This window comes from Alkalibacterium sp. 20, from assembly GCF_001885615.1.
Lineage (GTDB): Bacteria > Bacillota > Bacilli > Lactobacillales > Carnobacteriaceae_A > Alkalibacterium.
Window position 1 is genome coordinate 1 of sequence record NZ_LSRN01000001.1, and the last position, 13,286, is coordinate 13,286.

At 43.3% G+C, this 13,286-nt stretch carries 11 protein-coding genes; all 11 read left to right on the top strand.

Features of this window, described 5'->3' with window-relative positions; all coding sequences use genetic code 11:
• The first annotated feature begins 440 nt into the window (after positions 1–440).
• The 11 genes from AX762_RS00005 (at position 441) to ftsY (ending at position 13,251) form a co-directional block, all read left to right on the top strand.
• A complete protein-coding gene (locus AX762_RS00005; RefSeq protein ID WP_083432712.1) occupies positions 441–1,679 on the top strand; it encodes an SH3 domain-containing protein in 1,239 nt (412 codons plus the stop codon).
• A 296-nt stretch (positions 1,680–1,975) separates the two neighbouring features.
• Positions 1,976–3,295: a phosphohistidine phosphatase SixA gene (gene sixA / locus AX762_RS00010; RefSeq protein WP_071847149.1), complete on the top strand. Its 1,320-nt coding sequence runs from the start codon at positions 1,976–1,978 to the stop codon at positions 3,293–3,295.
• Between the two features lie 492 nt (positions 3,296–3,787).
• Positions 3,788–4,051 (top strand): hypothetical protein, encoded by a 264-nt coding sequence (locus AX762_RS00015; RefSeq protein WP_071847150.1) that lies wholly within the window; start codon positions 3,788–3,790, stop codon positions 4,049–4,051.
• Positions 4,048–4,443 carry a hypothetical protein gene (locus AX762_RS00020; RefSeq protein WP_071847151.1) on the top strand — a complete coding sequence of 132 codons (396 nt, stop codon included), beginning with the start codon at positions 4,048–4,050 and terminating at the stop codon, positions 4,441–4,443. The genes AX762_RS00015 and AX762_RS00020 overlap by 4 nt, the downstream gene beginning before the upstream one ends.
• Before the next feature lie 78 nt (positions 4,444–4,521).
• Entirely contained in the window at positions 4,522–4,671 is a 150-nt protein-coding gene (locus AX762_RS12670) for a hypothetical protein (protein ID WP_177244001.1), read from the top strand.
• Between the two features lie 709 nt (positions 4,672–5,380).
• Positions 5,381–5,698 (top strand): PTS sugar transporter subunit IIB, encoded by a 318-nt coding sequence (locus tag AX762_RS00025; RefSeq protein ID WP_071847152.1) that lies wholly within the window; start codon positions 5,381–5,383, stop codon positions 5,696–5,698.
• Between the two features lie 15 nt (positions 5,699–5,713).
• Entirely contained in the window at positions 5,714–6,607 is an 894-nt protein-coding gene (locus AX762_RS00030) for a PTS sugar transporter subunit IIC (protein ID WP_218162437.1), read from the top strand.
• A gap of 327 nt (positions 6,608–6,934) precedes the next feature.
• On the top strand, positions 6,935–7,639 hold the full coding sequence (gene rnc, locus AX762_RS00035) for a ribonuclease III (RefSeq protein ID WP_071847153.1): 705 nt from the start codon (positions 6,935–6,937) through the stop codon (positions 7,637–7,639).
• A 51-nt stretch (positions 7,640–7,690) separates the two neighbouring features.
• Positions 7,691–11,251, top strand: coding sequence for a chromosome segregation protein SMC (smc, locus tag AX762_RS00040; RefSeq protein ID WP_071847154.1), 3,561 nt, complete (start codon positions 7,691–7,693; stop codon positions 11,249–11,251).
• Between the two features lie 18 nt (positions 11,252–11,269).
• Complete coding sequence (locus tag AX762_RS00045; protein ID WP_071847155.1) at positions 11,270–12,082, top strand: Cof-type HAD-IIB family hydrolase; 813 nt, start codon at positions 11,270–11,272, stop codon at positions 12,080–12,082.
• A gap of 41 nt (positions 12,083–12,123) precedes the next feature.
• Positions 12,124–13,251 carry a signal recognition particle-docking protein FtsY gene (gene ftsY / locus AX762_RS00050; RefSeq protein WP_071847156.1) on the top strand — a complete coding sequence of 376 codons (1,128 nt, stop codon included), beginning with the start codon at positions 12,124–12,126 and terminating at the stop codon, positions 13,249–13,251.
• The last annotated feature ends 35 nt before the right edge of the window (positions 13,252–13,286 follow it).

Below are 13,286 nucleotides of genomic sequence, written 5' to 3' on the forward strand. Positions count from 1 at the left end.
GATTACTACATTATAATTAATTTTGACTTTCACTCTTGATAACCAACTTTCTATATTTAAATTTTTCCTAACAATAATACAGATGAATTTATACTATTAGAAATCATTTTAACGCAACCAGGATTTAATTGTAAGGTGCTATATACCATTAGAAAATAAATATATCTCTTTTTTTGAATTTTACATAAAAACCGAGTGAAATATGAATATCATGACTACGGCCACTACATTTTAGCAGCGGGGCCAACTTTTTTACCAGTACTTGACAATGAATGCACCACTATTTGCCATAGGTTTCACCACTTTGTTAATTTAAAGAATTCAGCAATTCACAATATATTACTTGAACTAAATTCAAGAATAAAAAAAATTGACTACAAAAAGGGTTTAGGGTATCCTAAACCGTAAGTATTACGATTTACATAGAAGGAGATTTGAAAATGTATAAAAAGCAAAAAGTAATTTTAATGTTACTCTTTATCAGTATAGCTATCATAATTGGTTTATCAGCTTTTATTTTTAACAGAAGAAATTTGGTGTCCCAGCAGATTGACAATACGACGTTAGAAATAGAAGAACTTGCAGATGATGAACCCAGTGAAGATGACGACCCTATAGATGAAATAGAAGAAGAAAATTCCAGTAGAGAAGAGCCGACCGAGCAAACTGTTGTTAGCTATGAAGACAGTTCTTTTGAATTACCTGTTTTAGGTGCAGGAGGATACACTTCTGTAGAAACAATGCTGCATGAATCTGCTACAAAAGATTCAGCTGTTTTCGATACGCTACCAGCAGGAAATCCCTTTTATGTACTGGAAGAACAGGGGAACTGGTGGAGAATCCATACAAATAATCAAGAAGGATGGATCGATAATAGTCTGGTTTTAGTAAATCTGCCAGATGTCATCCCATCAATCATTTACGATAACCCGAATAACTACGCTTCTACTTTCCGATCCTCGTTCATGGATATTCCTGGGATAACTGGGGAGAAATTGTATGAAGGACATGGGTATAATGAACGCTTGGGAAAAGAAGAATTCATCATGCCGATTATTTACAGCACAGCTAAAAAAATTGCTGAAGCTCAGCAAGCGGCTTTGGAAAACGATGAAACGCTGGTTGTTATGGAAACGTACCGTCCGTATTCTGTCCAGCAGCTCGTTAATGAGCAATTATCTGCTTTAGCTGAAGAAGATGATAACATCAGAGGTGGTCTGACTGAAGAACCATGGACAATGAATTGGTTCATTAACGGAGGAGTTTCAAACCATCAAAGAGGACTAGCTGTTGATGTAACATTAGCGAGTATAAGCTCAATGGAAGATAGAATCATAGACAACTATATCGTTCCCCAAATAACAGAGTATTCAGTGTACGAAATGTATTCGCCAATCTTCGAGTTAAGTACAGCGGCTGCTATGCTCATACGTCCTATAGCTGCACGTAATCGTGTAGAGTGGCAGGACATTCCATATCAGGACCATGTAAACGAAGAAGCCATAAGACTGGAGGCTTACATGTTTGAAGCGGATATGATTCCTATTGCGTCAGAATGGTGGCACTTCAACGATATAGACGTGCTGGAAGAGTTTGAAGAAGAACTAGGAGAAGGCGGATTTTATCTGGAGATGTTATTGAATCAGTTGCCTAGTATGGTAGAAGATGCAGTAGAATAAACGAGTGCGTATCAGTAATAGTCGTTATAATTTAATGGCACTTTTTCAAGGTCATGATGTATGTTTAATCAGAAACTGCTCATGTTAAAATTAATCGCTTATTAAATAATGCCCAAACTAAATTATATGTTGAACTATAGATCAAAACGGCTCTTCCTCATGACTAATGATGCGAAGAGCCGTTTTATGCTGTTTAGGTTGCTTGAGGCTCTATATTTTCATTTTATTCCAATGGTTTGATATACTTAGGCCAGATAGATTAGTCAGAACACGCTTATATATAAGGAGAGATTGTTATGCCAATAGAATTACTGCTGATACGTCATGGCAAAGCCGAAGAACGAGCGTTTAATAAAGAAGACGCTGAACGTCAATTGACGAAAAAGGGAAAAAAAGAATTCACTGCTTTCGTCACTTCGATAAAAGCAGAATTGAAAACGGACAAGGATACGAAAGTATGGACGAGTCCACTGAAACGGGCGAAACAAACGGCCACTATCTTGACTGAACAACTGGAATGGGAAAAAGCAGCAGAAAAAGAATTTATAGCAAATGGCGATTTTACAGCTTTGATCAGTGAAATCAATCAGCTGGAACCAGAAACGCGTGTCGTGTGTGTGGGCCATGAACCTACTTTAGGGAATTGGATAGAAGAACTGACGGGTTCTGAGTATTCGTTTAAAAAAGGCGGTATAGCACTAGTCCGTTTAGATGAAGAAGACCAGACTAAGGGAACGCTTCTTTGGGATGAAGATCCTAAATCTAAAAAAAAAACGACTGAAAAAGTTGAACCATTAAGAGACGTGCTTTCGTGTCAGGCAGAAGCGATGGAACAGTCATACGCGAACTTCCGCAATAACCCTTATTCACCAAAACTGACTCATCGCTTTCGAGTGGACATGCGCAAGATGCGGTCCTTACTCCATTTTGTGAAACCTCTAATAGGTGAAGAAACCTATACTGAATTGAACACTCTGATTCGAGAGGCGTCACACCGGTTAGAACCGTTACGTGAAGCGGACGTCTTGATTGAATCATGTGGCGAGCGTGCGCTTTTGGAACCTGACTTGATCGATGACTACGCTGACTTGTTCCGGTATCTTCATAATGACCGTCGGAAATGGATGCGCAGCCGTTTGAACAACAGTATGATTACCGCTCTGGAAGATATGATTAATGAAACAAAAGAGAAGATCAAGCAATTGAGATTCGACAAAGAGAAGACCAACAGCGGAGACTGGGATACCTATCTTGAAAAGCGGTTCGATTCGAGAAAGAAGAAAGTGTTCACCTTATTTAAAAAGGGGGATCACTCGGATCAGGAAGCGTCACATGAGGTAAGAAAACAAGCAAAAAAATTACGGTATGCTGCCGATGGATATAAAGAGATGCTGCCTTCAAAAGAAGTGAAGAAGGTGAAGACAAAAGCGAAGACCATTCAAAACGAACTGGGGCTTATCTGTGATTATCAAGTAAACAGCGCGTTGTTAAAAGAGTATTCTGAAAAAGCAAAAGAACAACCGTTGAAAAAAGCGTTCAGCACCCTAGCTGAAAGACAGATGACACTTAGAGAAGAAGTCATTGCTGAAATTTCTCGCTTGGACAAATCGCAATAATGTCGATACAACTCAATGTAGGAGTTATAGATTAAAATACCAGTATAAAAAATATGAGGTCGAAATCATCTCAACCTCTAGTTTGAAAAAGAGTGTCCCAGGATATTCTCCTGAGACACTCTTTTTTTATAGAAATGGGGACTCTCGTACAGGTGATAAGCATGGAGTAGATTCAACAGCAATTGATACCGACTTATTGGGTACAGTATTCAGATCTATCCTGATACGTGACCAGGATGTAAATTGTGAATAGATACAAAGGTTCTGTCACTAAATTATTAATACCATGGATCAAGTCATCGCATCCAAACGACGTCTGTGTTCACTTGAAAATGTTTTACATGTCTTTTAGTATTAATATATATACATAAAAAGGGTCGTGATCATAAATCGACTTTTTTTATAGAGCAATGGTAGCTATCGCCTTAATAGCATCGATCGCAAAATACTCAAAAGCAACATTCATGCAGTAATCAGAAGGGGCAAGATAGAATGAAAAAATCACTTAAATACATAGGTCTCACATTTATAACAATTGGCGCAACCTTATTGATGGCCATCGGGATCCTTATCCTTATCGTCATTGTCGGCCTTTTAATAGACGAAAAAAGATACGAGGGAACGGTGTTTTTCGAAAATGATATTTCGGAAGGAAGCAAATACGACAGCACCTTCCCGGAAGGTATGAAAGAAGATCCTGAAATGTTTGACGATGTGCTTTGGTCGAAATTAGAAAACAGGGACGTGGAACAATGAAAAAACCACTGGCATACTTAGGAATAGCGGTCTTATCCATGACGGCGCTTGTAATGATAGGTGTGGTTGTCATCACATTCATGATTACGAAAATAGACGGAGCAAATGAACGACTTGCAGTACGGGAAGAAGAACGTTCATCGCTTGAAGACGGTTGGTTGTCCGCGCATGGAAACGAAAAAATAATCACGCTTCATATTGAAAACGTAGAAATCGAAGGAACTACCGGAACGCTTGAATGGTTCGAATCCGAAGGCAGCGAAGGAACGGTTCATTTCGAAATCAAATCCGACGACAGGATTTCATATTTGGCGAATCGTAGCAATTTCCCGGAAAATGTCACTAGTTATCCAATGTACTTCCGTCAGGCAATCGAATCCGCAATAAGTTGATATAAGTAAAAAAGAGTAGTTTAGCATTTAAATACTAATTTTTCATTGTACGATTAAATATAAAAGGAATGGTAATTAATGAATAAGAACGTAAAAATCACAGCAAGCATCTTCGGGGGAATGGTAATTGTCGGATTGTTTATGTTCGCGGCAATGAACGGAATGGGAACGGACGATGATGTATCCGACAAACGATATGGTTCAAGCGTGGGCACAAATGTAAAATGATGGCTAAAACGAAAAGATAATTGAATAAATAGAAACGGCGTAATCTCTCGGGGTTACGTCTTCTTAATGTAGATATCCTCGGTCCGTAGCTCATTAGAAGGTTTTGTGCTATAAAGCTCATTCTAAATACAAAGACTAATTGTCTTTCATTATGTTTATCAAGATGAACCGACTTTAGATCAAAGGGAAGAACAAAGCGAAGACGATCCAAACTTAACTGGGGCTGATCTGTGATTTGCATGTAAAAAGGTTTGTTGTTAATCGACTATTCTGAAAAAGAACGACCTTTGTAAAAAGCGTTCAGCACACTCACTGAAAGACAGATGACCCCTAGAGAAGAAGTCACTGCTGATAGTTCTCGCCTGAACGAATCAGATTAATATAGGTACAACTCAATGCAGGTGGTATAGTTTTGAAAACATTATAAGCTTAGAGGTTGGAATCATCTCAACCTCTAATATTTTTATGCCTTTTATTGAGATTAGTAAGTTACACTATAAATATATCTTCCGTATTCACTCGTTTAAATTTTACATAATATCAATTTTTTTGAACAGTGCAATTTCTAACATACAAAAAGGTGCTGTTAAACTTTTCTCCCTCTATTCTTTTTCCGTTAGTCAACGGAAATAATAGGTGTGGTGATGAAAGCGTTATTAAATTATGATGATTATAGAGTTAAAATAAAAAAAAAAAGGTGGAAAATATTATGGTTAAAATTTTATTGGCCTGTTCTTCAGGTATGTCAACAAGTTTACTGGTTCAAAAAATGGAAGTGGAAGCAAAAGAGCGTGGTTTGGATGCAGAGATTTGGGCTGTTGCTCAAGACAAAGCTCCTGAAGATATGAAAAAAGCTGACGTCTTACTGATCGGACCTCAAATGCGCTTTATGAAGAAAAAATTAGCGGTCACTGCGGAAGAAGTGGGTATTCCTTTGGATGTTATCGACCCAGTAGCTTACGGTCGAGTCAATGGTAAAGCCGTTCTGGACATTGCGTTGGAATTGATCGGAAATTACAATAAATAAAGAGGAGGTAACAATGTGAACAGATTTATGGAAGTCCTTGAAAACATTTTACTGCCAATTACAGATAAGTTGAACAACAATAGATACTTAACAGCTCTACGCAATGGTTTCATGGTTGCTCTACCTTTAATCATTTTTGGATCCATCTTTGTTGTTATTGCGAACTTGCCCTTTTTAGACAGACTGCTGGGCGAAGAAGGCTTTGCTGCCTATCAAAATGCTTTAGGTCCGGCATCAGCTGCGACGTTAAGCCTCATGGGATTATTCGTTATGATCGGCATCGGCTATAAAATGGTCGAAGGTCGTGGCGGTGAAGCGATTTATGGTGGTGTCGTTGCGCTGGGTTCATTCTTGATTCTGACACCACAAGTCGTTGAAGGCCTGAATGGCGTTATTCCTACAGGCGCATTGGGCGCACAAGGTATGTTCTTAGGTATTTTTACAGCCTTTATATCTGCCGAAATGTACCAATTTTTCGTTAAGAAAAACTTGACGATCAAAATGCCCGCAGGTGTGCCTAGTGCGGTTTCACGTTCATTTAGTGCACTTATTCCTATAACCTTGACACTTACATTTTTCCTGGTTATTCGAATCCTCTTTAGCTTCACTGGTTTTGAAACAGTGCAGAACTTCATCTATACGATTATTCAACAACCGTTGACAGCTTTGGGCAGTGGGTTACCGGCAACCTTAATAGCCGTATTACTGATCCAGGTATTCTGGTTCTTCGGACTACACGGTCAAATCATTATAAATTCAGTTTTTGACCCGATTTGGTATTCACTGAATGATCAAAACCTGGCTGCTTTCCAAGCCGGTGAAGAATTACCTCATATCGTTACAAAACAATTCATCGATACATTTATCGTCGGCACCGGTCAGTCGGACGCGTTCCAGTGTATCTGTTGACTGTATGTCACCTTTCAACTCTTCAAAGTTATCAGGAAGATCCAATTCAAGGAAAACGTCATTCACTCAGTGGGCACTACTTTTTTCATAAAGGATCACTCGCTCAGGAAGCGTGCAACAGTGGTCACTGACTTTTTAAAAAAACGTTCCTTTATACTGATTTACAGTGAATCAGGTCTTAAGTGATGTATTTTTCTTGTTCTGGTCACAACTGGGCGCAATCAAGTAAAAAGAACACACATTCCTTTCACTCCCTTGTTTATTTTTCCCATGAAATCAAGTATAATCAGGGAGGTATAGTGTTTTTCGTAAAGGAGGGAAGTAAAAATGACAAAGAAATTAGTAGATCATGTGAAAAAGACGTTTGGTGTAACATTCAATGACGAGCAAGTGCTGGTCGAAGCGTTTACCCATTCATCCTATGCGAATGATCATCGTGAACAGAATATCAAAAATTTGGAACGCCTGGAGTTTCTCGGCGATGCTGTGCTGGAACTGACAGTATCCGATTACCTGTACAATAAATACCCGGACCAGCCTGAAGGCCAACTGACGCGTATGCGTGCGTCGATCGTGCGTGCGGAAAGTTTAGCCATGCTGGCTAAAGAGTACGACCTACACGAGTTTGTAAGACTTGGCAAAGGGGAAGAACAGATGAGCGGGAGAAACCGTCCGTCACTTTTGTGTGATGTGTTCGAAGCCTTTATCGGCTCGGTATTCGTCGACCAGGGTATGGACGTTGTGCTTGAGGTGTTAAGAAAAATCCTCTTTCCAAAAATTGATTCCGGTGCTTTCTCTCATGGGATGGATCACAAAACAGCTTTACAGGAATTACTGCAAAAGAACGGCGTTGTGACGATCCAATATAAAGTGGTCGATAAACTCGGACCGGATCATAAGCGCGAGTTTGTGGTCGAGGTGTTTGTGGAAGGCGACTCCTTTGGACGCGGCGCCGGCCAGTCCAAGAAAGCAGCCGAACAAGAAGCGGCGAAACAAGCCTTGTTCAGTTTAGAAGAATCGAATGAGTTCTAGTGTTTAACTTTTTCACAAGTCTTTGAATGCTAGAGAGGAGAGACTTTAGACGTGCAATTAAAACGATTAGAAATCAAAGGGTTCAAATCATTTGCCGATAAGACCATCATCGACTTCACCGATGGGATAACTGCCGTGGTGGGCCCGAACGGTAGTGGAAAATCGAATATCATCGAAGCCATTCGGTGGGTCATGGGTGAACAATCTGCGAAGACCTTGCGTGGGGGACGGATGCACGACATCATCTTCTCAGGTACGGATTCCCGCAAAGCGATCAACATTGCAGAAGTGACGCTGATCCTTGATAACGCTGACGGCTTTTTGCCGATCGATTTTGAGGAAGTGAGCGTCGGTCGCCGCATCAACCGTAACGGTGACAGTGACTACTACATCAATAAAGAGAACTGTCGCCTGAAAGACGTGGTGGATCTTTTTATGGACTCGGGTCTTGGAAAAGAATCGTTTTCCATTATCAGTCAAGGACAAGTCGAAGCCGTTTTTAACAGTAAAGCGGAAGACCGCCGCGCTATCTTTGAAGAAGCCGCCGGTGTCTTCAAGTACAAGCTGCAAAAAGAAAAAGCCGAGCGCAAGCTCTTTGAGACCCAGGACAACCTGGACCGGGTGCAGGACATTTTGTATGAACTGCATGCGCAACTGGAACCGCTGAAGCAACAGAAAGACATCGCGCAGTCCTTTGTTTCGCAAAAAGAAGAACTGACGGATCTGGATATTGCCTTATCCGTTCTCAAAATCGACCAGTATACCGGTGATCAAAAACAGAACAAAACGAAAGTTGAAGCGCTGAACGAAGACTTGAGACGCGTGCAAGCCAAGATCGACCGCGAATCAAGTGAACTTAAGGAAAAACGCGCCACCCTGCATCAGATCGAAGACAAGCGCGAGAGCCATCAGGCCCGAACGATCACATCTGTGCAGCAACTCGAGCGGACAGAAGCCCAGCTGCGTCTGGTCGAAGAGAAAGAACGTCACCAGGACGCTTTCTTGAATGAAAAGCAGGCCAGTCTGACAAAAGAAGAAGCGCGTAGGGAAGCCTTAACCGCTGAATACGATGCGCTGGCAGCGGCGTATCAGGAACAAGCTGACAAAGTCGCGGAACTGAAAGCGGCGGTCAAACAGTATGACGACCGCTTGACGCGTTTGATGGGCAATAAAGAAGAAGCCATCGAGCAGCTACGCGGGGATTACATTGAAGCGATGCAGAGCAAGACGTCTTTGAGAAATGAAGAGACATACCTGACACGCCAGCTCCAGCAGGTCAGCGGTACTTTTGAAAAACATTCAAAAAGCATCACGGTTGTGTCTGAAAAACTGAGTGCGGCCAAAACTGAACACGCACATAAAGAAAAAGCACTAGAAACCATTAAAACAGAGATCGACTCACTACTGAACACCTATACGTCCAAGAAAACACAGATGGCTGACACACAGGCGTCTTATAAACAGCAAGCCAGTCGTCTCAGTCAACTGAACCAGCAGCTCCAGCGGGCCCAAGCCAAACAGGCGAGTCTCAAGGAGATGCAGGAGAACTATGCTGGGTATTTCGCGGGCGTTAAAGCCGTGATGCGCGGGAAAGACACACTCGAAGGTATCGTCGGTACCGTAGCGGACAAGATGGATGTGCCGACAGACGTGACCGAAGCCATCGATATCGTGTTGGGCGCGGCCAGTCAGTTCGTGATCGTGGATGATGAAAAAGCCGGACGTGATGCGATCGTCTATTTGAAAAACAAAAAAGCGGGTCGTGCAACGTTCTTACCTTTAACAACCATCAAAAAAAGGTTCGTGTCACCGCAGATGAGACAGACCGCTGAAGAAGTGGATGGGTATATCGGTATCGCCAGTGACCTGATCCACTTTGAAGATAATGTCCGAAACGTGATGGAAAACCTGCTCGGTCAGACCGTCGTGGCCAAAGACCTGCAGTCAGCCAATGCCATCGCGAAAGCGTTGAGGTATTCGGTACGTATCGTCAGTTTAGACGGCGACGTAATGAACGCGGGTGGCTCGATGACCGGTGGCGGAGGTAAACGTTCCTCCAATGCCCATCTGTTCTCTCAGAAGAAAGAGCAGAAAGCCCTGCGCATCGAAATCGATGAACTCGAAAAAACCGTTGCCCTGCGAGAGTCAGAAAGTGAAGCCGATAGAGCAACGATTGACTCCCTCACGAAAGAACTGGAAGAGCTGCGTACGTCGGGTGAAGACATCCGACTGGAAGAACGTCAGCTTGAACAAGTGGCCTCGAGCCTTCAAGAAACAGTCACCCGTTTGGAACGTGAGCATAAAGGGGTACGTTATGAACAGTCAGAAGCAGAAAAAGAAGAAACACAGGTCAAAGCCGATCTCTTGGATGTCAAAGCAAAACGCACACGTGCCGAAACTGACCTTGAGCGTTTGAAACAAGAGCTGGATCAGCTGACCAATGAAAAAGAAGACAAACAGGCTCAAAAAGAACGCCTGGAAAAAGAACGTGACACTCTCAGCGAAGAATGGAACGCCCATCGTGAAACTCTGGCAGCAACGCGTTCCAAACGTGAAAGCCTTGCATCACAGATCAAAGAAGTCCAAACATCGGTTGAAAATACCCGAGCCGAGCTCACCCAACTGGAAGAAGGCGTTGAGCTGGAATCCAAAGAAGACCTCGGTGAAAAACTGATCAGACTTAAAAAAGAAGCTGTTCAGCTGAAAGGACAGGAACGCGAACTCAAAGCCACACATAAGGAACTTGACGAGACCGTGAACCGTTTGGATGAGTCAGTGTCATACGCCATCAAGTACAAATCGGAACTCACCGGTAACAAGAACGAATTGGACATTGCCCAGTCGCGTCTTGACGTGTCGATCGATTTCCTGCTGGACTACTTATCGGAAGAATACACGATGAGTTATGAAGAAGCGAAACGCAATCAGCCGGAACAGATCGACCGGGAAAGCACGCAGAAGCGCGTGAAATTGCTGAAGCGTGGCATCGAAGAACTCGGACCGGTCAACCTGGCTTCCATCGAAGAATATGACCGCGTGGCCGAACGCCATGACTTCCTAGCCACCCAGCAGAAAGACTTGCTGGAAGCGAAAGAGAGCTTATACGACACCATGGATCAGATGGATATCGAAGTGAAGCGTCGTTTCTATGAGACCTTCAGTCAGGTCAAAGAACAGTTTGCAGTGACCTTCCCACGCATGTTTGGTGGCGGGAAAGCGGAACTGTGCTTAACGGATCCGGATGACCTCTTGCATTCAGGCATTGATATCATCGCTCAACCACCCGGCAAGCAGCTGCAGTCGCTGAGTCTCCTGTCTGGGGGCGAACGCGCACTAACGGCCTTGTCCTTGCTCTTTGCCATCATCCAAGTGAAGCCGATCCCGTTTTGTATCTTGGATGAAGCTGAAGCAGCCTTGGATGAAGCGAACGTGACGCGCTTTGGCCGCTACCTGCAGGAATTTGCGGCAGATACGCAGTTTATCGTCATCACACACCGTAAAGGGACGATGGAAGAAGCGGATTCCCTCTATGGCGTAACGATGCGCGAAAGAGGCGTATCCAGACTCGTCTCTGTTCACCTGCAGGATATTGAACAGACCGTCACACAATAAAAAAACACGGAGGCTACTATGTCGATCAAACTCGTCGCCATCGATTTGGATGGCACCTTACTCAACAGCAAACACGAAGTTTCAGAAGAAAACAAACAGGCCATTAGAAAAGCCAAAGAACAGGGCGTAAAAATCGTCTTGGTGACCGGACGTCCCTTGAAAGCCATGCTGCACATTTTAGAAGCCTGCAACTTGACTGAACCCGGGGATATCGCCCTGACCTATAACGGTGGCCTGGTGCAGTGGACCGAGACGGGCGAATCTATCCGTCAAATCACTTTTCAAAAAGAAGATGCGCTGGATATCTACCAACTCAGTCAGGACTTAGCGTTACCGTGTAACTTCATCGACCTGGACGTGGTCCACGCACCGCCTTATCCGATAGGCAAACCGTCACTCTATCCTGAAGTGATGCATGCCTTACCGTTTGAACCGATCGACATGATGGACTTGCCTGAATTGTTTCCAGTCAACAAAATCGTTTACTGCTGGCATCAGGAAGAGTTGGATCAGAAAATCAAAGAGATCCCGGCCATTTACCGCGAACGCTACAACCTGATCAAATCCCGTCCCCAGTTACTCGAGTTTATGCCTAAGAGCATCGACAAAGGTAAGGGTCTGGACCTCTTATCAGAAATCTTAGATATCAAAGTTTCAGACATGATGGCGATCGGCGATCAGGAAAATGACTTGGCGATGGTTTTACGTGCCGGTACGGGTGTGGCTATGGAAAATGCGATCGACCTGGTCAAAGAGGCTGCTCAGATCATTACCAAGACCAACGATCAGCACGGCGTCGGTTATGCTATAGAGAAATATGTGTTAAACTGATTTTATTAAGATAAATAAGGTATAGAAAGAGTGGATCCATTATGGGATTATTTGATAAGATCAAATCAGCTTTTACTGGTACTGAGAAAAAAGAAGAACCTGAAGTCAGTAAAGTTAGTGAACTTAGTGAAGACAGCGACGTCAGTGAGGTCGCTGACGTTACTGATGTCCCTGAGGTCAGTGAACCGACCGTTGCGAAAGAGTTAACGAGCGAACCGATAAGCGACAAACCGTTAGCAGATCCCTACGAAAAAGGACTGAAAAAGTCCCGCGTGAGTTTTACGCGTCGGTTAAATGAACTTCTGGCCAACTTCCGTTATGAAGATGAGGAGTTCTTTGAAGAACTGGAAGACCTGCTCATCGAATCAGACGTTGGTTTCGAGGCAACGATGTATATTGCCGATACCCTCCGCTATGAAGCAAAAGTACAGAACATGCGCAGCATGAAAGATGCTCAACGTGTGATAGTGAAGACGATGGTCGATATGTACGGAGAAACGAATCCGGATCATCATGTGTTCAATGAGAACAAGGACGGTTTGACGGTTGTCTTGTTCGTCGGTGTCAACGGGGTCGGTAAAACCACAACGATCGCTAAAATGGCCCATCAGTATATTGAAAAAGGCCAGAAAGTCGTCTTGGCAGCCGGAGACACTTTCCGAGCCGGTGCGATCGAACAACTCCGCATCTGGGGAGACCGCGTCGGTGCTGAAGTTGTTTCAACGAAACAGGGCGGCGATCCTGCGGCAGTTGTTTTTGACAGCATCGAAATGGCGAAACAGTCAGGTGCTGACATATTGCTAATCGATACGGCCGGACGTTTACAAAACAAGAAAAACCTGATGAATGAGCTCCAAAAAATGAAACGCGTGATTTCCAGAGAAATTCCGGATGCCCCGCATGAAACACTGCTGGTCCTGGATGCAACGACTGGGCAAAACGCCCTGAATCAGGCTAAGATATTTAAAGAAACTACCGACGTGACCGGTATCGTCTTAACTAAAATGGACGGAACGGCTAAAGGTGGAATCGTCCTGGCCATTGGGAAAGAACTCGGTATTCCTGTGAAATTTGTGGGCTTGGGTGAGACGATGAACGACTTGCACCCATTCGATACAGAGAAGTTTGCTTCCGGATTATTCAAAGAATTGATCGCACAGACTAACTGATTTATAGAATGAAAATTTGTGCAGTTGAAAAGGAG